21 protein-coding genes and 8 pseudogenes are annotated in these 21,618 nt (G+C 68.0%); 16 read left to right on the top strand and 13 right to left on the bottom strand.

Annotated elements, in window-relative coordinates; genetic code table 11:
* Nucleotides 1–231: 231 nt before the first annotated feature.
* Entirely contained in the window at nucleotides 232–1,485 is a 1,254-nt protein-coding gene (locus ACMTAK_RS41560) for an IS256 family transposase (RefSeq protein WP_413810916.1), read from the top strand.
* Nucleotides 1,486–1,540: 55 nt separating this feature from the next.
* Nucleotides 1,541–2,521 (top strand): threonine ammonia-lyase, encoded by a 981-nt coding sequence (locus ACMTAK_RS41565; protein ID WP_413810917.1) that lies wholly within the window; start codon nucleotides 1,541–1,543, stop codon nucleotides 2,519–2,521.
* A 100-nt stretch (nucleotides 2,522–2,621) separates the two neighbouring features.
* On the opposite strand, the pseudogene ACMTAK_RS41570 reads toward ACMTAK_RS41565, so the two are convergent.
* Nucleotides 2,622–3,518 (bottom strand): annotated as a pseudogene (locus tag ACMTAK_RS41570) (integrase core domain-containing protein).
* Nucleotides 3,519–3,629: 111 nt separating this feature from the next.
* On the opposite strand from ACMTAK_RS41570, the pseudogene ACMTAK_RS41575 reads away from it, so the two are divergent.
* Nucleotides 3,630–3,965: pseudogene (locus ACMTAK_RS41575) on the top strand (transposase); the annotation flags it as partial.
* A gap of 413 nt (nucleotides 3,966–4,378) precedes the next feature.
* The gene (locus tag ACMTAK_RS41580; RefSeq protein WP_413810918.1) at nucleotides 4,379–4,738 is read left to right on the top strand and encodes a hypothetical protein; all 360 of its coding nucleotides are present in this window, start codon (nucleotides 4,379–4,381) and stop codon (nucleotides 4,736–4,738) included.
* Nucleotides 4,739–4,745: 7 nt separating this feature from the next.
* Here ACMTAK_RS41580 and ACMTAK_RS41585 read toward each other — a convergent pair whose 3' ends face one another.
* Together ACMTAK_RS41585 and ACMTAK_RS41590 are read right to left on the bottom strand one after the other, a co-directional pair.
* Nucleotides 4,746–5,102 carry a hypothetical protein gene (locus ACMTAK_RS41585; protein WP_413810919.1) on the bottom strand — a complete coding sequence of 119 codons (357 nt, stop codon included), beginning with the start codon at nucleotides 5,100–5,102 and terminating at the stop codon, nucleotides 4,746–4,748.
* Nucleotides 5,099–5,368 (bottom strand): hypothetical protein, encoded by a 270-nt coding sequence (locus tag ACMTAK_RS41590; RefSeq protein ID WP_055558216.1) that lies wholly within the window; start codon nucleotides 5,366–5,368, stop codon nucleotides 5,099–5,101. Before ACMTAK_RS41590 ends, ACMTAK_RS41585 begins: the two co-directional genes overlap by 4 nt.
* A 436-nt stretch (nucleotides 5,369–5,804) precedes the next feature.
* Between ACMTAK_RS41590 and ACMTAK_RS41595 the strand changes: the two are divergent.
* Nucleotides 5,805–6,915 (top strand): annotated as a pseudogene (locus ACMTAK_RS41595) (integrase core domain-containing protein).
* Between the two features lie 25 nt (nucleotides 6,916–6,940).
* On the opposite strand, the gene ACMTAK_RS41600 reads toward ACMTAK_RS41595, so the two are convergent.
* The 3 genes from ACMTAK_RS41600 to ACMTAK_RS41610 form a co-directional block, all read right to left on the bottom strand.
* Nucleotides 6,941–7,927, bottom strand: a complete 987-nt coding sequence (locus tag ACMTAK_RS41600; protein WP_413810920.1) for a helix-turn-helix domain-containing protein — start codon at nucleotides 7,925–7,927, stop codon at nucleotides 6,941–6,943.
* Between the two features lie 173 nt (nucleotides 7,928–8,100).
* Entirely contained in the window at nucleotides 8,101–9,003 is a 903-nt protein-coding gene (locus ACMTAK_RS41605; RefSeq protein WP_413810921.1) for an NAD-dependent epimerase/dehydratase family protein, read from the bottom strand.
* Nucleotides 9,004–9,031: 28 nt separating this feature from the next.
* A complete protein-coding gene (locus ACMTAK_RS41610) occupies nucleotides 9,032–9,436 on the bottom strand; it encodes a Dabb family protein (protein WP_413810922.1) in 405 nt (134 codons plus the stop codon).
* 122 nt (nucleotides 9,437–9,558) lie between these two features.
* Here ACMTAK_RS41610 and ACMTAK_RS41615 point away from each other — a divergent pair, with 122 nt between their 5' ends.
* A complete protein-coding gene (locus tag ACMTAK_RS41615; protein WP_413810923.1) occupies nucleotides 9,559–10,176 on the top strand; it encodes a TetR/AcrR family transcriptional regulator in 618 nt (205 codons plus the stop codon).
* A 158-nt stretch (nucleotides 10,177–10,334) separates the two neighbouring features.
* Here ACMTAK_RS41615 and ACMTAK_RS41620 read toward each other — a convergent pair whose 3' ends face one another.
* A complete protein-coding gene (locus ACMTAK_RS41620) occupies nucleotides 10,335–11,198 on the bottom strand; it encodes a LysR family transcriptional regulator (protein ID WP_413810924.1) in 864 nt (287 codons plus the stop codon).
* Between the two features lie 93 nt (nucleotides 11,199–11,291).
* On the opposite strand from ACMTAK_RS41620, the gene ACMTAK_RS41625 reads away from it, so the two are divergent.
* Nucleotides 11,292–12,176, top strand: coding sequence for an aldo/keto reductase family oxidoreductase (locus ACMTAK_RS41625; protein ID WP_413810925.1), 885 nt, complete (start codon nucleotides 11,292–11,294; stop codon nucleotides 12,174–12,176).
* 518 nt (nucleotides 12,177–12,694) lie between these two features.
* A complete protein-coding gene (locus ACMTAK_RS41630) occupies nucleotides 12,695–13,696 on the top strand; it encodes an alpha/beta hydrolase (RefSeq protein ID WP_413810926.1) in 1,002 nt (333 codons plus the stop codon).
* A 354-nt stretch (nucleotides 13,697–14,050) separates the two neighbouring features.
* On the opposite strand, the pseudogene ACMTAK_RS41635 reads toward ACMTAK_RS41630, so the two are convergent.
* Nucleotides 14,051–14,179, bottom strand: a pseudogene (locus tag ACMTAK_RS41635) (chlorophyllase); the annotation flags it as partial.
* 45 nt (nucleotides 14,180–14,224) lie between these two features.
* Here ACMTAK_RS41635 and ACMTAK_RS41640 point away from each other — a divergent pair.
* Entirely contained in the window at nucleotides 14,225–14,404 is a 180-nt protein-coding gene (locus ACMTAK_RS41640; protein WP_413813159.1) for an MmyB family transcriptional regulator, read from the top strand.
* Between the two features lie 150 nt (nucleotides 14,405–14,554).
* On the opposite strand, the gene ACMTAK_RS41645 is transcribed toward ACMTAK_RS41640, so the two are convergent.
* The gene (locus ACMTAK_RS41645) at nucleotides 14,555–14,680 is read right to left on the bottom strand and encodes a hypothetical protein (protein WP_382155457.1); all 126 of its coding nucleotides are present in this window, start codon (nucleotides 14,678–14,680) and stop codon (nucleotides 14,555–14,557) included.
* A gap of 45 nt (nucleotides 14,681–14,725) precedes the next feature.
* Between ACMTAK_RS41645 and ACMTAK_RS41650 the strand changes: the two genes are divergently transcribed.
* The 6 genes and pseudogenes from ACMTAK_RS41650 (at nucleotide 14,726) to ACMTAK_RS41675 (ending at nucleotide 18,510) form a co-directional block, all read left to right on the top strand.
* Nucleotides 14,726–15,667 carry an alpha/beta hydrolase gene (locus ACMTAK_RS41650; RefSeq protein WP_413810927.1) on the top strand — a complete coding sequence of 314 codons (942 nt, stop codon included), beginning with the start codon at nucleotides 14,726–14,728 and terminating at the stop codon, nucleotides 15,665–15,667.
* A gap of 179 nt (nucleotides 15,668–15,846) precedes the next feature.
* Nucleotides 15,847–15,930, top strand: a pseudogene (locus tag ACMTAK_RS41655) (hypothetical protein); the annotation flags it as partial.
* Nucleotides 15,931–15,998: 68 nt separating this feature from the next.
* Entirely contained in the window at nucleotides 15,999–16,466 is a 468-nt protein-coding gene (locus ACMTAK_RS41660) for an oxidoreductase (protein WP_413810928.1), read from the top strand.
* A gap of 229 nt (nucleotides 16,467–16,695) precedes the next feature.
* Nucleotides 16,696–16,830 (top strand): hypothetical protein, encoded by a 135-nt coding sequence (locus tag ACMTAK_RS41665; protein ID WP_413813289.1) that lies wholly within the window; start codon nucleotides 16,696–16,698, stop codon nucleotides 16,828–16,830.
* 30 nt (nucleotides 16,831–16,860) lie between these two features.
* The gene (locus ACMTAK_RS41670; RefSeq protein ID WP_413810929.1) at nucleotides 16,861–17,187 is read left to right on the top strand and encodes a hypothetical protein; all 327 of its coding nucleotides are present in this window, start codon (nucleotides 16,861–16,863) and stop codon (nucleotides 17,185–17,187) included.
* A 417-nt stretch (nucleotides 17,188–17,604) separates the two neighbouring features.
* Nucleotides 17,605–18,510, top strand: a complete 906-nt coding sequence (locus tag ACMTAK_RS41675) for an alpha/beta fold hydrolase (protein ID WP_413810930.1) — start codon at nucleotides 17,605–17,607, stop codon at nucleotides 18,508–18,510.
* Here the strand turns inward: ACMTAK_RS41675 and ACMTAK_RS41680 are convergent.
* From ACMTAK_RS41680 to ACMTAK_RS41690, 3 genes and pseudogenes are all read right to left on the bottom strand, one after another.
* A pseudogene (locus tag ACMTAK_RS41680) lies at nucleotides 18,469–18,759 on the bottom strand (hypothetical protein); the annotation flags it as partial. The gene ACMTAK_RS41675 and the pseudogene ACMTAK_RS41680 sit on opposite strands and share 42 nt — an antisense overlap.
* 57 nt (nucleotides 18,760–18,816) lie before the next feature.
* Entirely contained in the window at nucleotides 18,817–19,821 is a 1,005-nt protein-coding gene (locus tag ACMTAK_RS41685; protein WP_413810931.1) for an XdhC family protein, read from the bottom strand.
* A pseudogene (locus ACMTAK_RS41690) lies at nucleotides 19,814–20,304 on the bottom strand (molybdopterin cofactor-binding domain-containing protein); the annotation flags it as partial. The pseudogene ACMTAK_RS41690 and the gene ACMTAK_RS41685, both read right to left, overlap by 8 nt.
* Before the next feature lies 1 nt (nucleotide 20,305).
* Here ACMTAK_RS41690 and ACMTAK_RS52735 point away from each other — a divergent pair.
* Nucleotides 20,306–20,485: pseudogene (locus ACMTAK_RS52735) on the top strand (ISAzo13 family transposase); the annotation flags it as partial.
* A 13-nt stretch (nucleotides 20,486–20,498) separates the two neighbouring features.
* Here the strand turns inward: ACMTAK_RS52735 and ACMTAK_RS41695 are convergent.
* Entirely contained in the window at nucleotides 20,499–21,323 is an 825-nt protein-coding gene (locus ACMTAK_RS41695) for a helix-turn-helix transcriptional regulator (RefSeq protein WP_413810932.1), read from the bottom strand.
* Nucleotides 21,324–21,618: the final 295 nt, after the last annotated feature.

Below are 21,618 nucleotides of genomic sequence, written 5' to 3' on the forward strand. Positions count from 1 at the left end.
TACAAAACGGGCTCATCGCATTTGAGGGTGTAGGTGGGGTCTGAATCCTCCGGCTTCGAGAATGCTTCTCGCGATGTAGTGCGTCAGGTTCCGGAAGCCCAACGCTGAGCGAGCAATGCTCATGACCTGTGGATCGACCTCGGGCGGACGCGAAGGGCGTACCTTCCCGAGTGATCGACTTCTGGTCATCGAGTAGGCCGACGTTGCACCGTCGGTCGGGAAGGCACGCCCGTGCTGAGCGTAGTGAATGCCGATGGATCGACCGAGACCGGCTCCCTGATCGACGACATCGTCCGCGAGGGTGCAAGGCGGATGCTGGCCGCAGCCCTGGAAGCTGAAGTCAACGCCTATATAGCCGAGTTGGCCGACGAACGGGACGAGTGCGGACGCCGCTTGGTGGTCCGCGACGGCTACCACCAGCCGAGGGAAGTGACGACCGCGGCCGGGGTGGTCGAGGTGAAGGCCCCGCGGGTGAACGACAAGCGCATCGACGAGGCGACCGGCGAGCGCAAGCGGTTCTCCTCGGCGATCCTGCCACCGTGGTGCCGCAAGTCCCCGAAGATCAGCGAGGCGCTGCCCCTGCTCTATCTGCACGGCCTGTCCTCCGGCGACTTCGTGCCCGCACTCGAGCAGTTCCTCGGCTCGGCGGCTGGCCTGTCCCCGGCCACCGTCACCCGGCTCACCACGCAGTGGCAGGCTGACCACGCCGCGTTCAGCGAGCGCGACCTGTCCGGCAGCGACTATGTCTATGTCTGGGCCGACGGCATCCACCTGCGTATACGCCTGCGCGAGGCGAAGTCGTGCGTGCTCGTGCTGATGGGCGTGCGTGCGGATGGCACCAAGGAGCTGATCGCTATGAGTGACGGCTACCATGAATCAGCCGACTCCTGGGCGGATCTGCTGCGCGACTGTGCTCGGCGTGGGATGCGTGCTCCCGTCCTCGCGGTCGGCGATGGGGCGCTCGGCTTCTGGAAGGCCCTGGCCGAGGTGTTCCCCGAGGCACGGCATCAGAGGTGCTGGGTTCACAAGATCGCCAACGTCGCGAACGCTCTGCCGAAGTCTGCCCAGCCCAGCGCGAAGAAGGCCCTGCAGGAGATCTACAACGCCGAAGACCGCGACCACGCCCTCCAGGCCGTTGCCGAGTTCACCAAGACGTACGGGGCGAAGTTCCCCAAGGCCGTCAAGAAGATCACCGACGACACGGACGAGCTGCTCGCGTTCTACGACTTTCCCGCCGAGCACTGGATCCACCTGCGCACCACGAATCCCATCGAGTCCACCTTCGCCACGGTCCGGCTCCGCACGAAGGTCACCCGGGGTGCCGGCAGTGCGGCCGCTGCGCTCGCCATGGTCTTCAAGCTCGTGGAGTCCGCCCAACAGCGGTGGCGGGCCGTGAACGCACCCCACCTCGTCGCTCTCGTCCGCGCCGGAGCCCGATTCGAACGCGGACACCTCGTCGAGCGCCCCGAAGCTCAGGCAGCCTGAACTGCCCCCTTGATCCACAGGATTTGAACTGTTGCTCGCGCTACGCTGCTGCGTCGTGCAGAAGACGCGCCTCGACACTGCTCGGATCCGGGCGGCCCGCCGGGTGATTGACCCGGTTTTCCTCGACACTCCGCTGTACCGCTGCGAGGCGCTGGAGCCCGGCCTCGGGTGCACGGTGAGCATCAAGCTCGAAACAGCGAACCCGGTCCGCAGCTTCAAGGCCCGCGGCACCGAGGTAGTCGCGAGCCTACTCGCCGAGAATGGCTCGCGAGACGTGGTGTGCGCCAGCGCGGGCAATCTTGGCCAGGCCCTCGCGTGGTCCGGTCGCGGTCGGGGGCTTGAGGTGACTGTCGTGGCGTCCCGCTTTGCGACTGTGGCCAAGCTTGACCGCATCCGCGCGTTGGGCGCCAGGTTGGAGCTGGTGGACGGCGACCACGAGATGGCGCGCGAGCGGGCGGCGGCCATCGCGCGCTGCGACGGCATCCGGCTGCTCGAAGACAGCCTGGACATCGAGACCTGCGAGGGCGCGGCAACCATCGGCCTGGAACTGGCCGACACCGTGCCGTCGTTCGACGCCGTCCTGATCGCTCTCGGCGGCGGGGCGCTGGCCACCGGTGTGGGGCATGTGGTGAAGGCCATGGCGCCCGAGGTCGAGGTGATCTGCGTCCAGCCGCTGGGCGCACCGGCGATGACACACTCGTGGCGCGGGCGGCGCGTCGTCACCACCGACTCGACCAACACGATCGCTGACGGCGTCGCCGGCCGGCGTCCCATCCCGGCCGTCCTGGACGACCTCCTCCTGGTCGCTGACGACGCCGTCCTGGTCAAGGAGGCGTCGATCATCGCCGGTATGCGGATGCTCCTCGACCACGCCGGCCTCGTCGTCGAACCGTCGGCCGCGCTCGGCATCGCGGCCATCCTCGAAGACCGCGACCGCTTCGCCGGCCGGCATGTGGTCACCATCGTGTGCGGCAGCAACGTCGACGTAGACGCCTATCACCACTGGGTCGGTGCGGCTCCCGTCCACAGGTCTTGACAATTACTCCCGCTGAGCCGCGGAGGTGCTCGAGGCGACCATTGATCGCCTCCGTCGGTCCGTTCGAGGTCGTAGGTGCCAAGAAATGCGTTCGTACTGGTCACGCAGTATGTCGGTACTCGTGCAGGATGCCGCCGAGGCGATCATGCCGATGGACATGGAGATCGGCGAGCTGGTCGGGGGTGGTGACAGGTTCGGGCAGTGGGTGGAGCGGTGCGGCGCTTGCGAGAGTGCGGTGGGGCCTGTGCTCGTTGTGGAACGCCTCGTACTCACGCAGCGTGCGGAGGAGGTGGGTCTGGTTCCAGATGAGGGTGCGGTCGAGGAGCTCAGTTCGGCAGGACCGGACCCAACGCTCCATGATCGCGTTCATGCGCGGCATCTGGACACCGGTCTGAATGACCATGATGCCCTCGGCTTGCAGGACGGTGTCGAAGGGTGCCGGATAGCGCATGTCTCGGTCCCGGATCAGGAACTTTGCTCTGATGCCTGTGTTTTGGAGGTCCATGGCCATGTTCCGGGCGAGCTGGGTGACCTAGCGAGGATGGCCTGGGCCTGGGCCTGGGAGCGAAGGAACGTCGCCCACGTGGTGTGGTCCCGTTCGGGTGCTGGGTCTGCGCCGTGCTCCTTGAGGATGTTCCACACGGTGCCGGCGGCGACCTTGATGCCGAGGGAGGCGAGCTCGCCGTGAATGCGCCGGTAGCCCCAGCTGCAACTTTCCTGCGCGAGCCGCAACACCAGGGCGCGGATGGAACGTACGGTCCGGGCCGTCCGGGCCGTCCGGGCCGTTTGGGGCGGGATGCCTTCGCGTGACGGTGGCGCAGTAGCTCACGGTGCCATCGCAGCACCGTGTCAGGCGTGACGATCAGCGGTAGTTGGCGAAGACGTGCCGGGGGAGACGATGCGGGAGAGCGGCCAGCAGGGCGCGGTCTGGCCAGGTGAACTTTGGTCTGTCGGTCTGCCGCTGCAGCACGGCGAGTTGGTGGCGCAGCGCCAGAATCTCTGTAGGCTAGGTCGGCAACGGGGGCCTCTACGGTCACGGTTGACCGGCGGACCCACCGCAGCGCTCGCTCGTCGTGACCAGCACGGATGAGGCTTCTGGCACGTACACGGCTACAACAAGCGCCTGCGCAAGGCCACCGAGCTGCTCCGCCGAATCACCTGGCTGCTGGCCACCGACACATCCGTGTGGAGCGACGACGTATGGATCGTGGACTCCACGCCCGTGGAATGCGGCCGCTCCCGCGAGACCGTCAAACGCTCCGAGCCGGCCGGATGGACCGAGTACGGCTACTGCGCCAGCCACAGCCGCTTCTTTTGGGGCCTGCGCCTGCACCTGGTGTGCACGCTCCAAGGACCGCCCGTCGCCTTCGCTCTGACCGGAGCGAAAGCCGACGAGCGCGAGACGCTGCTGGACCTGCTCGACGCCGAACCGGAACTCGTCGCCTGTGGGGCTCGAATAATCATTGCTCCTGGTCAAGCGGCTGTTCGTGTGCCTGGGGGGTAGTTGGCATCGGGCCCGGTGGGGGCGGTGCGCGTTGTAATGCCTCTGGTATTCGGCCAGGACGTGGCGGGTGTGAGCTTCGCCAAGGATGAGTATGTGGGCAGCGCTGCCATGACAGCCCGATCGCTCCAGGAAGACCGAGGCCGTGGCTGGATGCGTTGCGCGACAGCGAGCTGTGCCGGAGCGTCAAGATCTCGACGTCCTTCGCCGCACTCGACCGGGCAAGCAGCACAAGCCATCCGAAGAGTGGCACGTTGGTTGAGAGATCAGACGTATCGCCACGACCCAGCAGGATGCCGCACAGCACCCGCCGGCCTCCCGCGCTCGGGTAGATCCGAACCCGCAGGTCACCTCGGGTGACGCAGTTTCCGGCCCCCACAGGGGAACTGCGCAGCCAGATCGAACACCTCACTACCGCCTTGGTCGAAACCGGGGCCCGACTCGCGGAGCTGGCCACCGCCCAAAAGGTCATCTCGGAGGCCGTACCGGCAGGAACCGAACCGGACCCGCCCGAGGCGGGCACCGCCCTCCAGGCCATCGTGAACGCCTTCAACCAGCACTCCGGCCGGGCATTCAGGGCCCGTGCGCTGCACGAACTCCTCGGCATGCCCACCGACGAAGCGACCGTCAACATCACCCGCAGCCGCCTCGGGCGACTCACCCGCCAAGGTTTCCTCACCCAGCCTGGACGAGGCCGCTACCAGAAACGAACTTAACGTTCACTCAGGAGGTGGTGTTGGTCAGGTCCTGGATGCGGGCTTGTATCAGGGGAAGGATCTCGCTCGTGGCTCGTTCGACGGAGGTGGCGAGTACTTCGGCGTTGAGCTTGCGGTGTGGGACGTGAGCGAGTTTGTCGCGCAGTGCGATGGGGCCGCTGTATGCCTGTGTCACGGTGCCGTGAGATGCCTGTTTGAGCATTTCGCCGAAGGTGAGCATGCAGTAGGCCAGGGCGAGGAGGCGCTCATTCCCCGGCTTGGGTGTTCCGTCGCGGAGGATTGAGCGCGCTTGGTCGAGTGCTGCCGTTGCATCGGTCAGGCGTAGCAGCTCCCGGTTCTCCCGGTCCGTGCGTGTGTTGGTCACGCCGCCCCGCGCAGGTCGTTCAGAGGTTCGGTTTCTTCGACTTCCACTCCGGGGCCGCGTGGGACGACTTCCACGAGGGCGCCGAGGATGCTGGACAGGTCTGATTCGAAGCTGGTGATGTCGAAGTAGGAGCGGTCGGCGTCCAGGGTGGCGACAAGTTCCCCGGGCTCGGTGCTCAAGGCGAAGGAGTGCAGGCCATGGCGACGTCCGAGCTGGCGAATGGTCGTGGCGTTGGCGCGGAGCTTTGCGGTGGTGGCCGGCCTCACGGCTCATCCTCCCTAGCGCTTTCGGGCACCCGGAATCGACAGGAGCCAGAATATAGGAGTGGCAGCAGGATGGGCCTGCTCGGGAGGGGCGCAGGGAGCGGTGTCCTCTTGCTCCGTACGGCGGTGTACGACCCCGAGTACTCTGCTACAGAGTGGTACGGCTCGTCGCGGAGAGTTGCCGCGTGGCTGGGGGTCAAGGGGTCGCAGGTTCAAATCCTGTCGTCCCGACGGTGCAGAGGGTCTTCGCAGGTCAACACCCGTGAGGGCCCTCTTTTCGCGCTCCCGTTTCCGGCGTCGAGGTCGAGCACGCCGCTCACCGACACCTTGACTCGGAGGGTTTCTCTCCATGCCGCTTCTGGTGAAGGGTGTCTTTATTGCCGCACGGTGGCTGACCTGGGGCTTTTCGATCGCTCAAGTATGGGCATGATCAGTGATCGTGGGTCTGAGACTGCTCTACTTGATCTTCTGCCGACTGCTGGGCTGCTTCCTTTTGCTGGGCCGATCGACCGCCGCGAACAACGCCGAGATCCTTACCCTTCGTCATGAGGTCGCTGTGCTTCGCCGGCGGGTAGAGCGGCCGCGGCTCTCATGGGCTGATCGCGCCGTGCTCTCCGGTCTCGCGCGGCACCTGCCACCCGTCTTACGTCGCCATCGGCTGGTCACCCCCGGCACGCTGCTGGCCTGGCACCGTCGTCTGGTGCGCTGGAAGTGGCGCCAGACGGCGGTCGGATCGGTCGTCCACCATTGCCGGAAGAGACGGTCGCACTCATCCAGCGCCTGGCGAGAGAGAACCCGACCTGGGGATACGTCAGGATCCAAGGTGAACTGCTTCGGCTCGGTCATCGGGTCGCCGCCGCCACTATCCGGCGCGTCTGCGCCGCTCCGGTCTACCGCCCGCACCACAGCGAGCAAGCCAGCAGACCTGGCGCTCCTTCCTCCGCGCCCAGGCCCACACGCTGCTCGCTTGCGACTTCATGCACGTGGAGACCGTCTTCCTCAGACGTCTCTATGTCTTCTTCGTCATGGAGATCAAGACCCGGCGCGTTCACGTCCTGGGCGTCACCGCCCACCCGACCGGCGCATGGGTCACCCAGCTCGCCCGCAACCTGCTCATGGACCTCGGCGACAGGGCAGGACGCTTCCGGTTCCTCATCCGAGACCGGGACAGCAAGTTCACCGCCGCATTCGACGCCGTCTTCGCCGGCAACGGCACAGCCGTCATCCCGACTCCGCTGCAAAGCCCCCGGTCCAACGCGTTCGCCGAACGATGGATACGCACAGCCCGGGCCGAATGCACCGACCGCCTTCTCATCACCGGCGAACGACACCTGCGTACGGTCCTCACCAGGTACACCGAGCACTACAACGACGGACGAGCTCACCGCAGCCTCGACCTACGTGCTCCAGACGACGACCCGAACATCATCCCCCTGCCCGCCGCCATGGTCAGGCGCAAGCAGGTACTCGGCGGACTGCTCAACGAGTACCACACCACGCCACCCCGACCGCCACATCATCCACAGGAAACGCCCAGCTCAGCAGCCTGATCGGAATATTGACACCCTTCACCGTTCAGCGTGCGGCCGATCCGGTCGAGCGGGCATATTCGGTGGGCGTTTGACCGTAGTGTTTCTTGAAGGAGCGGATGAAGTGGCTGCTGTCGACGAAGTGCCAGTGGGCGGCCAGTTCCGAGACGCTCCACCGGCCGGATGGCGATGTGAGGGCGAGCCGGGCTTCTTCCAGCCGCCGGTGGCGGATGTAGGCGGTCACCGACTCGCCCGCCGTGGCGAACGCCCGTTGCAGGGTGCGTACGGAGACGTTGAGCTCGCGCGCCAGCATCGCCGGGGACAGCTCGCGATCGGCGAGATGGCTGTTGGCGAGGTCCTTCGCGGCCCGGACGAGCGCGGGAGCCAACTGTGGTTCCACGTCGTCGAAGCGGCGCACCGCCACGGCTTTGGCCAGTTCGATCAGGGTGCTGTGGGCGGCGTGCACACCGGCCGGGCCGAGGTCGGTGGCCGTCTTCTGGATCATGTTCGTGTGGGCCGTCAGCAGGCGCATCTCGGCCGAGTCCGCCGGCCCGATGACAGTCCGGTTCCCGAGTAGGGATCTGAGCGTCGCGGAGGGCACGAAAAGGAACTGCGCCGTGGTGTGCGGCGCCGTCTCGAAGGGCATCCGCCGCCCGAAGTGCCGGAGGAGGAACTGCCCGGTCGGTACGGTGTGCTCGTCGCGGTCGGGCAGGCCGCCCAACGTCCATGCGCCGCGCCGTAATACGTGGATCACCACCAGGTCCCGATCGCCGCCCGCGGGGTCCGCGACCCGGGTGGCCGACGCCATGTGGAGATCAGCGATCACCACATCGCGCACCCTGGCGACGCGTCCCTTGAGCCGGAAGTCGGCGATCGTGGCCGGGCTGAAGGCCGGCAGGGGGAAGACATCGCCGATCTGCGTCTGCCATCTACGACGGAAGGCATCGAATCCTCGCGGTACGGCACCCGGGACCCTGGAATCCACGACGAACGCCCCGGGCACCAGGTCGGTCTGCGATCCAGTGCTGTTCATCTCCGGTGATCCACTTCGTGTTCGATGTTCCGACGCCTTCTTGTGGCGTACATGTTCTGTCCCGACGCCGCTGCGGTTCAAGTGCCTGCCGTGCCGAGTTCCTAATGCCGTGACCGCGAACGTTCACGGTGTCGGCGGGCATGCCGTCGGCCTGCAGGTGTGGCGGTGGGAGTTCAGCTGACCTCGTTGCGGACGGCGGTGTCGAGGTCGGTGGCGGTCAGGCGGAAGGTGTCGGCGGTCTCCGTCGCGTCCATGTGGAACGGCGCGTACCACTGGTAGTCCATCTCGGCCATCTCGCGGGCGATCGGCACGATCAGCCCGGCCGTACGCGTCACGGAGCGCGGTATCTGGATTAGCTTGACCGGTGGTCGGCCCGCCGCGACGGCGTAGCGCCGCGCCAGCTCGCGAATGGTGACGGCCGGCGGCGACGGCACGTGCCAGGGTCGGCCCCACGCGCGTTCTTCTGAGGCCAGCGTGATGAGGGCCTGTGCCATGTCGCCGTTGAAGGTGAAGGTGTGCGGCATGTCCAGGTGGCCGGTGATCCAGGCCGCTTTTCCCTTCTGCAGGGCCGACTTGATGAGCAGGGAGTAGATGCCGTTGGCGTGCTTGCCGATGTAGTCGGAGCCGCGGACCTCGACGGTGCGGATCCCCCCGGCGAGGGCCTGTTCCCACATGCGTCTGCGCAGGCGGCCCTTGTGACCGACGGCGGCCATGGGGGTGTGTTCGTTCATCCGGCCACCGGGCTGCGGACCGTAGGCGTAAAGGCTGCCGGTCAGTGCGAGGACGGCGTCGTTCGCCTTGGCGGCGGTGATGGCCGCCGTCTGCAGGGGCGGCAACAGGCGCTCCCACATCGTGTACGAGGGTGGATTGGCGCAGTGGTAGATCACTTCCGCGCCGCGGGACAGCTCGGTCAGGCGGGAGGGGTCGGACGCGTCCGCGGCGACCCGGTCGATCAGCCGGTGCTCGGGGCCGGAGCCGCTGCGGGTGACGATCCGGACGCTCTGGCCGCGCTCGGTGAGCAGACGGGCGACGTTGGTACCGATGGAACCGGCGCCGATGACGACGTGCTTGCCCATGCTGGTTTCTCCTTCTCCGGGGTCTCGGTCAGTCGTTCACGCCGGAGCCGGCGTAGGTGGGCACGTCGGCGAGCATGTCGGCGATCTGCGGGTTGAGCTCGTTGCGGCGACGGTGCAGTTCCTGGATCTTGGCGTTCAGGTCGGGGTCGTCGTCGTCACTGACGTCGAAGATCTCCAGCCGTTCGACCAGGTGCAGCCCCAGGTGGTCGGTCTGGTAGGTGGTTGGGTGGGTCAGGTAGGCGAAAAGCCCGTCGAGGTCCTCGACGACGAACACCGCGCTGTACGTGTAGTCGCCGCCGTGGTCGCGGCCGATGATGAAGGACTTGATGGCAGGGTTTGACCGGCCCTGGTTGCGCCAGCTCTCCAGCGCCGTCTCGATCTGCTCGGGTGTCACGGTGGCCTTCATCGTGACCCTGTTGATGTGGTAAATCATGACTTACTACTCGTTCCTAACGTCGTTATAATTCCTAACGAGGTTAACTATGGCGGGCGTCGTCGGCGCGGTCAAGGCGGTGACTAGTGTTCGAGGACACCATCGAAGCGAAGTGACGGACCATGCCGACCAACACGAGACGGGCCCGCGAACGGGCGAACACCCGGGAGCGGATCATCGAGGCCGCGCTGCACGTCCTCGAGGCCGAGGGCGTCGCGGCTCTGACGATCCGGCGCATCGCCACCGACGTCGAATATTCCGCACCCGTCGTCTACCAGCACTTCGCCAACAAGGACGCGCTCGTACTGGAGCTGGTCGCGCACGGCCACCGCCTGATGCTGACCGAGTTCCGCCAAGCCGCGCAGGAGCCCGACACGGACCGGCGCATGATGCGCACCGCGTCGGAGTACGTCAGGTTCGCCGGCGAGCACCCCCACCTCTACCAGGTCATGAACGACCCGGTCGTCGACGCGGACGAACGTCGGCGCGTCGCGGAACCGGCCATCGACGTCCTCAGGGAGTTGCTCACCACCTGGTCGGCTGCACACGACGTGGTCCTGGCCGATCCGGACCAGGCCTGCGAGATCCTCTGGGGCACGCTGTACGGCATCGCGTCGCTCAGTTACCTCGGCAATGTAGGCAACGATCGCGCCCGCCGCCTCGCCGAAGACGCGCTCCGCGCGATCCTTCTCGGCTGGCGAACCGAGGCGCTGGCGAACGGTCGACCGGCGAGCAGCTAATGCCAGACCCCAGGCGGAGACGTCACGCCGTTTCGCACGGTGCGGCAAGGCGTCCACTGCCTCGTGCGCTGCCCCGAACAGGGCCATTGAATTTTCACAGTCCCGTCAAAGCAAAAGGGGGACGCTGTGATGAGTCATCCGACGGTCTCCGAGGCCGGTCATAGCCGGGTGGCTGTGCGGATCAGCCCCGCGAGGGCGAGGGAGCGGCTGTGCGCGGGCCAGGCGATGTGTGTGACGACGGGGGGCGCGTCGGTCAGGGGGACGGCGGTGTGCTCGGCCCACAGCCAGGAGCGGGCGGAGTCGGGGAAGACGGCCACGGTGCGACCGAGGGCGATCAACTGGGCCAGCTGCGTCTGGTCGCGGATCTCGGGGCCCGGGCCGGGGGGGTAGGCACCGTCGTGGGCCCAGCGGGCGAGCGGAAGATCGGGGATGTTGTCTATGTCGGCGAGGGACAGTGTCCTGTGCGTGGCGAGGGGGTGCCCGGCGGGCAAGATGGCGATCTGCCCTTCGGTCATCAGTTCCTCGCTGTCGAACCCGGTGAGGGAGTTGAACGGCGCGTGCATGAGCGCCACATCGGCGCGGCCGTCACGCAGCATCTCGCCCTGCTCGCACGTGCCGCTCGGCAGTACCTCGATCTCGGCGGCGTCGGGCTCGACCGCGTAGGCGTCGAGGAGCTTGTGCAACAGTTCGTGGGATGAGCCGGCCTTCACCGCCAGCACCAGGCGGTTGCGGGAGCTGCCCGGACGGTCGGCGCCGCCGGCGCGGCGGGTGCGGCGCGCGGCGGCGGTGGTCGCGTCGAGGGCCGCGCGGCCCTCGTGCAGCAGCATCTCTCCGGCGTTGGTCAAGGCGACGCCGCGGCGGTTGCGCTGCAGCAGGGCGACGCCGAGGCGCCGCTCGAGTTGCTGAATAGCCCGGGACAGCGGAGGCTGCGCCATGCCAAGGCGCTGGGCGGCACGGCCGAAGTGCAGTTCCTCGGCGACGGCCAGAAAGTACCTCAGCTCGCGGGTCTCCAAGGTGTCCATGACCCCAGCATACGTCGGTGATACCCACTGGGTATGACAGGGCACCGTATCGGTATTGGATGCGACTCCTGTCCGGGAGTGACCATCGACGGCATGAGCGACACCACGAACACACTCTCCCCGTCACTGCCCGGCGGCACCTGGACCCTGGGCGACCTGACCGTCAACCGCTTCGGGTACGGCGCTATGCAGCTCGCCGGCCCGGGCGTCATGGGCATGCCCGCCGATCACGCCGGCGCGCTCGCCGTCCTGCGGGAGGCCGCCGCCCTGGGCATCACCCACATCGACACCTCCGGCGCCTACGGTCCACGCGTCACCAACCAGCTGATCCGTGAAGCGCTGCACCCCTATGCCGCATCCCTTCACATCGTGACGAAGGTCGGCGCGGTCCGCGATGAGCAGGGCGGCTGGCCCCCTGCCCGGCGGCCCGAGGATCTGCGCCGCGCCGTACACGAGAACCTTGAGGACCTCGGAGTCGACGCTCTCGACGTGGTCAATCTCCGGCTCGGCGACGCCCAGGGCCCCCGGCCCGGCTCACTCGCCGAGCCGTTCGAGACCCTTGTCGAACTCCAGCAGGAGGGCCTGGTCCGGCACCTGGGAGTGAGCAACACGACGGCGGAGCAAGTTGCCGAGGCGCAGGCGATCGCGCCGATCGTGTGCGTGCAGAACATGTACAACCTCGCCTACCGCCAGGATGACGAACTGATCGACGACCTTGCCGCCAAGGGCATCGCCTACGTTCCGTTCTTCCCGCTCGGCGGCTTCACCCCTCTGCAGTCCGCGGCGCTGACCGCGGTCTCCGCCCGGATGGATGCGACGCCGATGTCGGTCGCCCTGGCCTGGCTGCTGCAGCGGTCACCGAACATTCTGCTCATTCCCGGCACCTCGTCGGTGGCCCACCTGCGCGAGAACGTCACCGGCGCGGGACTCTCGCTCTCCGAGGAGGAACTCGCCGAGCTGGACAAGATCGGCCGCTGAACCTGCCCGGGGCGAGTCCGCCGTGAGGTCGAGCTGCGGATCCAGAGCAGGAGCCGCGAAACGCCATGCCGGCCGGGACGACAGTGACTTCGTTGCGCGTCCCGGCCGGCATGGTCGGCACCCGCCACCACTGCGCCCTTTCCACGCGTGGTCCACGACGACCAGCGCTGACGTCGGGCCTGCTCGCGTGCTGGGGCCGCGATACCACGACTCCCCGTCAACGAAGACAGATCGCGTCATTGCAGAAGCCGGTGGCCGGCCATCGCCCAGGCACCGAGATCGGCGCGCGCGGTCCGCCACTACCGGTACGTGACCGCCGCCCCACCCCTTCCAGGCCGCTCCTGCGGCCGCTCCGATGACAGGCCGACCTGCCTACCGGTGGCTACGGCTCGACCAACAACCCACTCGCCATCAGCCGCGACGCCTGCTGAGGCCTCATCCGAGACCGCGCTCGGCCAAGACAGCAAGGATTCTCCATGTCCTCGACCAAGCCCCGAAACCCAGTGACCCTTTTCACCGTGGGCGCTGCGTCCGCCGCGCTGCTCCTCACCGCCGCCACGGTCGCGCCCCACAACGCGTCGGCCGCCTCCGAGCGCGCACCGGGCGTCACCCGCCACACGATCACCGAAAAGGTCTCACTGACCGGCAGCGGACCGGCTGACCAGACGGTGAGTGCCGTGGAATACCGGCCGACCCGCGCCCGCGTGCGGGGCATCCAGGTGATGATCCCGGGCGTCACCTATGACCACAGGTATTTCGATCTCGTGACAGACCGCGGCAGGATCTCGCAGGCCCGCGAGGCGGCTGAGGACGGCTGGATCACCGTCGCCGTGGACCGCCTGGGAACTGGCAACTCCAGCAGACCGGCCGCGGACGAGCTGAACGGCACGACTCACTCCGCCACCATCCACCAACTGGTCACCAAGCTGAAGGCCGCCCATAAGGGGCTGCCGGTCGCACTGGTCGGCCACTCCATGGGCAGCGTGGTCGCCATCCAGGAAGCCGCGACCTACAAAGACGTCGACGCTGTCGTCGTCACGGGATTCATGCACCACGCCGGCGCCGGTCAGCTGCTGTTCAATGCTGCGATGCACCCCGCCGCCGAAGACGCCGCCTTCACCGACCGTGCGATACCGGACGGCTCCCTCACCACCCGGGACGGCATGCGCCAGCTGCTCTACTGGCCGTTCAACGCCGACCTGAGCACCGTCAAGGCCGACGATGCGGCCAAGCAGACCGCCACCATCGGGGAATTCACTTCCTTCGGCGACGAGCAGAGCAACGACGCGTACGGCAAAAGCGTCGACGTTCCCCTCCTGTCACTCGTGGGCCAGCACGATGGCCTGTACTTCGACCCCTCTGACCTGGACAAGACCCTCACAGCGGAGACCGCCGCCTACCCGGCCAGCCCCGACGTCGACGTGAAGGCCATTCCCGGAGCCGGCCACGACCTGGCCCTCCAGCGCAACGCCGACAGCACCACCAACACCATCGACACATGGCTGTCCCGCAAGCTCTGACAGGACGTGGCACGGCTCCCAGCAAGACTGGGTAACAGGAGTTCGCCCACCGTCCACTTCTGCGTCGGCTGTGTCGACAAGGACAGCAGCGCAAGCGGGCGGTCGCGGGACGCTGACCTCGCAGAAACTGAGAACCAGTCAGGTCAGGTAACTGCGTTGCCCATGCGCGTTGGGTGAGCAGACTCACCGGTGGCCCTGATACACCGTACGAGGCCGACGCGACGCCGAAATTGAGCGTCTTCAGCCAACCGGAGTCAGGCGACGATCCACGAGCGGGTCTACCCCCAAAAAACCCGACTGGGGTCACCGCCGCCGGCTGGTGCGCTACTTCACCGTGGTGGCGGCGCACCAGCACTTCGGCCGGGGGTAGGGGTCGGCGTGCCAGTCCGGTCCCATGTCCGTGAAGTGCCGGGTGTGGTCCTTGTCGCCAGCGACGACCAGCGCGGGTGTGGTCATGGCGGAGAAGTCGACGGCGCCGATGACACGAAGTACGCGGCAGGGTCTTCACCGCCGAACTCACGACACGAAATAGACGTCACTCACGACCACGACCTCAAGCGCTACCCGCACCCCGAACTCGGCGAGCTCGAGATGTACGCACAACGGCTGGTGGACCCCGACGCGGCACAGGAACTGCTTGTCTTCTCCGCGACGCCCGGTTCCCCGAGCCATGAGAAACTCCAGCTCCTTACCGCCGTGCGGAAGTAGCCCGTCGGGCTTCCCGGATGCCGCGGCGCTCGGTGGTCCGCCGTCTCGCCGCCCCCTGTCCATCTCTGCCGCATCGCACGCTTAACCACGGACAACTTGTCCGGGGTCAAGCCAAACCTTCATCCGGATTCCGGTCGACGACATGCTTGATCAGTCGAACGCGGCGACGCCGAGCAGCTGTCGCGGCTGGTGGCGCTGATCGACTCCGGTGAGCTGCGCGTTGATGTGGCGCAGCGAGTGCCGCTGGCGGTGGCCCGCGACTGCTCGGCCAGCCATCAGCCCGTTCTGCCACTCACCCCACGCAGGCGAAAGGCCGAGATCATGACACTCAAATTCGACCCGGAAGTAGCCGACGTTCTGGCCCAGATGGGCGGAACCGACGCATTCCAGCCCCCACGTGATGACGTCGAGGGGCGGCGAGCCTTCTGGGAGCCGATCCTCGCAGCCTCCAGCACCGCCCAGCCCTTCCCCGAAGACGTCCGGATGAGCGACAGCTACGCCACCACAGACGACGCCGCCCGGATCCAGATGCGCTGGTACACCAAGGAGGGCGCGACCCCGGGTCCGGCGGTGGTGTACTTCCACGGTGGCGGATACTTCTTCGGCCACATCGACCACTTCGACGGCACTCTCGCTCGCTACGTCTCCGCCAGCGGCGTGCCGATGCTGTCGGTCGAGTACCGCCGCGCCCCCGAGCACCCTTTCCCGACCCCGATCGAAGACGGCTACGCGGCGCTGCGCTGGCTGCACGAGCACGCCGCGGAGCTCGGCGTCGACCCCGGCCGGATCGGCGTGATGGGCGACAGCGCCGGCGGCGGCCTGGCCGCAGCCGTGGCAATCCTGACGCGAGAGCGCGGCGGCCCGAAGATCGCCCGCCAGATCCTCATCATGCCGATGCTCGACGACCGCACCGGCGCCCCCGACCCCCACCTTGCGCCCTTCATCTACAACTACGGCGACCTTGTCACCGGATGGCGGGCTTTCCTCGGCGACGCCGTCGGAGGGTCCGACGTCCCGGCCACGGCGGCCCCGGCCCGGCTCGAAGACGCCACCGGCCTGCCGCCGGCCTACATCGAGGTCGGCCAGCTCGACCTGTTCCGCGACGAGGACACCGCCTACGCCACCAAGCTCAGCCGCGCAGGCGTACCGGTCGAATTCCACCTGCACCCCGGCGTCCCGCACGAGTTCGACTCCCTCGCCTTCACCTCCGACGTCGCGCGGCGTGCCCTCGCCGACCGCGTCCGGGTGCTGAAGTCGATCTGAGCCGCGACCACCGAGCCATCCACTGCACGGAAAGAATGCAATGACTCTCCGGACCCCCGTCACTGTCGGCGCCATCGAGCTGCCGCACCGCCTCGCCATGGCTCCGATGACGCGTGACCGCTCCCGGCCGGACGGCGTCCCCACCGACCTCAACCGCGCGTACCCGTCAGCGCGCGTCGATGGCCCTCATCATCACCGAAGGCACCCAGCCCTCCGCCGACGGCCAGGGCTACCTGCTGACCCCCGGGATCTACACCGAGGCGCACATCGCCGGCTGGCAGGAGATCACCAGCGCCGTGCACGCCGCCGGCGGGCGCATCGTCGCCAGCTCATGCACACGGGCCGCATCTCCCACCCCGACAACACCCCCCACCACCGCCGGCCCGTCGCCCCCTCGGCCATCCAGCCCAAGGGCGCGATGTTCACCACCTCCGGCCTGCAGGACATGCCCATCCCCCGGGCCCTGGCCACCGAGGAAGTCGCCGACGTGGTCGCCGAATTCCGCCACGCGGCCTCGGCCGCCATCGCAGCCGGCTTCGACGGCGTCGAGATCCACGGAGCCAACGGCTACCTCGTCCACCAGTTCCTCGCCGGCAACACCAACCAGCGCACCGACCGCTACGGGGGCCCGCTCGAAAACCGCATCCGCTTCGCGGTCGAGGTCGCCTCCGCGGTGGCCGACGAGATCGGCGCCGAACGCACCGGTCTGCGCCTCTCCCCGGGCAACCCCTACAACGCATCGCCGAACACGACACCCGCGACCTGTACCCGGCACTCGTCACGGCCCTGGCACCACTGAACCTCGCCTACCTCCACCTGATCCACGGCGACGACGAGCCACTCCTGCGCGAGCTGCGCCAGCTGTGGCCGACGGCCCTGCTCCTCAACCGCGCGGGAACCGACATCGACACGCGCGTCGCCGACCTCGACGCCGGCCCGGCCGACGTCATCACGGTCGGCACTACCGCCCGCCCAGCCACGACCAGTTCCGCGGCCTCGGCTTCCCCGGCGCCGACGAGCTGGGAAACATGTTCCAGTACTACGCCGAGTTCTCCGGGTCCTACCGCGGCCTGCGTGAGCGCGAAGCGACGCGCGCGTTCAACCCGGATCCGTTGAGCCTGACCGACTTCCTGGCCGCACATCGTGCCGAACTCGAAGCCTGACCGGCTGCTCGGCGACTCAGAGAAGTATTCATGACCAGCGACGACAGCAGCCTGTTCAGTCCACCCGGAACCCCCGGCCACGCGGAAACGGACTCCTCCTTCCAGCTCGCGGCCCCGGTCGATCCGGCCGCGTTCACCGCCCGCTCGATCGACGACGTCGTCCGCGCCGCCGCACGCCGGGCGGGCCGGCCGCTGCTGCTGAACACCGCCGGCCACGCGATGGGCCGGACTGCCGCGCTGAACGGCTCGCTGGTGCTGCGTCCTCTCATGGACGCACCGGTCCGCGTCGACCCGGAAACCCGGACGGCCCGCGTGCCCGCCGGCAAGACCCGGGGCGACATCCTGCCATCGGGATGAACGGTTTCGTCATCTGGCCCGAATGAGACCACACCCGACAGATCAGCGCGTTTGCCGCCGAAGTCGTACCCGCGGTCCGCGAAGCCCTCGCACGGAAGACCTGACCACTCCGTGCGCTCGGGCTGGGCAGCACCCCCGGCACAACGGCACCAGCTGTACCCGTCAGAGTCCTTCCTTCCCCAGAGCAGCGTCTTGCTTCTCACCGGCCACAAGGGCGGCACGGTGAACTGCCCCTGCCCACTGCGCCCTCAGCAACGCCGACCACCCAACAATGCCCGCATCCGCCGTGTCGCCGCGCGCACCGGAGCCCGCGTCACGTCCACCGACCAGGTACTGGCCGAGCTCGCCGCCGGCTCCGCCGGCCCTCACGGACAGACGTTCCTGGTCTTTCCCTTCGACCCAGCCCCAGGTGATCCCATGAGCGACGAAACGCCCCTCCCCGACGGATTCGAGAGCATCACTGTCACGGCGAACGGCACCCGGCTGCATGCCGTGGTCGGCGGGTCCGGTGCACCCGTACTTCTTCTGCCCGGCTGGCCCCAGACATGGCGGGCCTGGCGACACCTCATGCCGGCCCTCGCCGCGCACGGTTACCGCGTCGTCGCGCCCGACCTGCGCGGCATGGGTGCCTCCAGCCGTCCCCCGAGCGGATACGACAAGGACACACAGGCGGAGGACATGCGTGAGCTCCTCGCGCAGCTCGGCATCCATGGCGGCGTGCGCGTCGTCGGGCACGACATCGGTGGCATGGTGGCCTTCGCCTACGCCCGTCGCCACCCCGAGGAGGTCGAACTCCTCGTCCTCGTCGAACTCGCCCTACCCGGCTTCGGCCTGGAGCAGGCGATGGACGTGGCCTCCGGCGGTCTGTTCCACTTCGGCCTCTTCATGACCGAAGAACTGCCCGAGCTGCTCCTCGAAGGCCGGGAGAGCGAATTCCTTACCTGGTGGTTCAACTGGTTGTCCGCGGTACCCGAAGCCTTCCCGCCGGAAGAGGTCGCCACCGTCGCCTCCTCCTACCGCGGATACGAGGCACTGCGCGCCGGCTTCGGGCACTACCGCACCCTCCTTGAGGACGGCCGCGTCAACCGGGCGTGGCGCGAAACCGGAGCAACCCTTCCCATGCCCGTACTCGCCGTCGGCGGCGAGCACAGCACAGGCAGCCGACTCGCCGACAGTCTGAACACGGCCGCGCCGCACCTGACCGGCGCGGTGATTCCGGGCAGTGGCCACTTCGTGCCCGAGGAACGCCCCGACACCTTCGCCCGCGAGCTGCTCCCCTTCCTATCTGCCCCACGTCACCAGGCTGGCGGTGCTCACCGGTAGTCGGACAGTCCCCCTGTCGACGACGGCGAGTAGGCGCCGGTCGTCGGCATGGTGGTTTCGCCAGATGATGTAGCGGCGGATCATGCTGCCCTGTTCCTTGTGTGTGGCGTGGTCCGTGCCGTCGAGGGTGAAGTAGCGTAGGGCGGTGAACTGGGCTTCGATGCGGTCGAGCCAGGAATCGTTGGTCGGGGTGTAGGCGATCTCGACGTTGTTCGCGGCCGCCCATGTGCCGACCCGCCGGCATTTCTTCGGTCCCGCGTACGTCTGACGCCGCTCGGCCGCGGTGCAGGAGCTACGAGAAGGAGGTCATCCGGCTGCCGACGTCAGTGCGGTCACCCGACCTGGGCCTTCGGGGCGGTCGTGGTGGATCGGGGTGGGTGCGCCGGTCAGCGGTGTGCCGGACCCGCCCCGGCGCGCCGCGACGATCTCGGCCGCGATGGACAGGGCGGTCTCCTCCGGCGTACGGGCACCCGGGTCGAGGCCGATCGGGGAGTGCAGACGGGCCAGTTCCTCCTCGGTGACACCCGCTTCGCGCAGCCGCCGGTTGCGGTCCTCGTGGGTGCGGCGCGAGCCCATGGCGCCGACGAACGCGACCGGCAGCCGCAGCGCCTCCTCCAGCAGCGGGACGTCGAACCTGGCGTCCTTGCCCGTCCGCACGAGCGCCGCCGCGAAGTCGATCGCCCCGAAGACGATCATACGGGGCGGTTCCACACTGGACTGGACGAACAGCGTCACACCGCCCGGGCAGTGTGAGCCGTCCTCCGAGAAGTCGACCGTGCCGGTGCGACCGGTGGCCAGCAGCGCTCGGGTCTCGGCGGCCGCCGTCCGGTCCAGCTGCGGATCGCCGCCGAGACCGCCCTCGTACGCCCCGTCGGCGCGGACCAGCAGCGCGCGGCCGAGCAGTTCGTCCGGGCCCCGGACCACGCGGGCGGCCGCGGCCGTCTTCCCGCTGGCGGCGGCCGAGAGGGCCGCCTCGAACACCCGCCGGTACGGCGCGTCCCCATGGACCGGGGTGACCAGGACGTCGATCACCCCGCCGCAGGCCAGGCCTACCGCGAAGGCGTCCTCGTCGCTGTAGCCGAACTGTTCCCGTACTACGCGGCCGTCCTGGAGCGCTTGGACGCACAGGTCGTACACAGCGCCCTCCACACAGCCGCCGGAGACCGAGCCGACGGCCGTGCCGTCGGCGTCGACGGCGAGCGCCGCGCCCGGCGGGCGGGGAGCGCTGCCGCCGACGGCCACCACCGTGGCCACGGCGAAGTCGCGGCCCTCCGCCGCCCACCGGAGCAGTTCCGTTGCGATTTCAAGCATCTCGGCCGGCCATCAGGGCGCGGTCGGGGCGGATGGGCAGGTGCCGGTGGCGTACGCCGGTCGCGTGCCAGACCGCGTTGGCGATCGGCGCCGCGGCTCCTACGATCCCGATCTCGCCGATGCCCTTGATGCCGACTGGGTCGTCCGGGCCGGGGTCGTCTCCCCAGTCCGCCTCGATGACGAGGACGTCCGCGTTCGCGGCGAAGTGGTGGCTCGCGAGGTCCGCGCCGACGTGTCCACCCGTAGCCCGTCCCGGACCGCCTCCTCGTGGAGTGCCATGGACAGGCCCCAGATCATGCCGTCGACGAACTGGCTGCGCGCGGTCAGCGGGTTGACGATCCGGCCCGCCGCGGACATCCCGAGCATCCGCCGTACCCGGACCTCGCCGGTGGTGACGTCGACGGTGACTTCGGCGAACTGCGCGCCGAAGGAGTACCGCTCCTTGCTCGTCAGCCTGCCGATGGCCTCGGCGGTGCTCGAGCGGCTTTTTTGGCAGCTCTTCAACACCACCGCCATGACCATCAGCCGTGGGGTCAAGGACGTCCGCCCGCTCGTCAAAGCACACGGCATGTGCATTCCTTCCTCAACTGGTCGTTTTCGTACACCAGTCGGCAGCGCCAGATTCCTGGACTCAGACAACACCAAGATCAAACCAGCGTGGTGATTCCCGGCAAGCCTTAAGCGCCTACGGCTGCCAGGAGTTGGAGTTTTTCGTAGTCCGGTGAGCCGGGCGTGGCGGAGAAGACCAGCAGTTCCTGGGCCTGGTCGGGGTCCACCAGCCGCTGGCAGTACAGCTCCATCTCGCCCAGCTCCGCATGCCGGTAGCGCTTCAGGTCCTGATGGTGGGTGACGTCCACCTCGTGCAACCGCCAGAGTTCGGCGAATTCCGGACTGACCTCCAACAGTGCCGCGACGATGTCGCCGGCCCTGCCCTGAGGGTCCGCCGTGTACGCCACCCGGATTTCCACGGTGAAGACCCTGCCCCGCAGGGCGTGGTCCTCGACGGGATAGAGGTCGCGTTGCGCCGGGTCGGTGAACCAGCGATAGACCAGGTAGCGGGACATTCCGCTGAAGCGGGTGTAGTCGCCCAGCAGAGCGACTGCCGGGCGGGTCTGCAGCAGCGTCTCACCGAAGCGGGACATCACCAACGCGGGTGTGTCCGAGAGCCGCTCGACGATGCGCATCATGGTCGGGCTGACGTGATCCTCGCGCAGTACCCGCCGCGGCGCAGGGTGCCCGGCGAGGTCGAAGAGGTAATCCCGCTCACTCAGGCTGAGATGCAGCCCCCGGGCGAGTGCGGCGAGCACATGCTCGGACGGCATCGGGCCACGCTGCTGCTCGATCCGACTGTAGTAATCGACCGACATACCGGCCAGCGCCGCCACCTCCTCACGCCTGAGCCCACCGGTACGACGCCGAGAGCCGCGGGGAAGTCCGACGTCCTCCGGTTGCAGCACCTCCCGGCGTGCCCGGAGAAAATCGGCCAACAATGCCCGGTCCATCTCAACCTCCGCGAAGGAGACGCATCCGGGTCGCCGTACTGATGGAAACGCACTGCCTTCATGTGTCTTTTCTGTTTTCGCCCGAGAGGTCGCGGTGGCGCCGGGTACATCCGCAGGCTGTTGATCTTTGACGGTTGAAGTGCAGCCAAGGATAGGAACAGTCGTGCGAGGAAAGCGTGTACTTTTGCGACACCAGATGGGATTCCGGCGACATCATCAGGGAGACCTGTACCCCTGCCGGAATTCAGCGCTTCCACGGCCGACGGCTTCCAGGGAACGATGCGCTCGGTGACCC

The sequence above is a fragment of the Streptomyces lacaronensis genome, assembly GCF_047337785.1.
In the GTDB taxonomy this organism is placed as follows: Bacteria; Actinomycetota; Actinomycetes; order Streptomycetales; family Streptomycetaceae; genus Streptomyces; species Streptomyces lycopersici.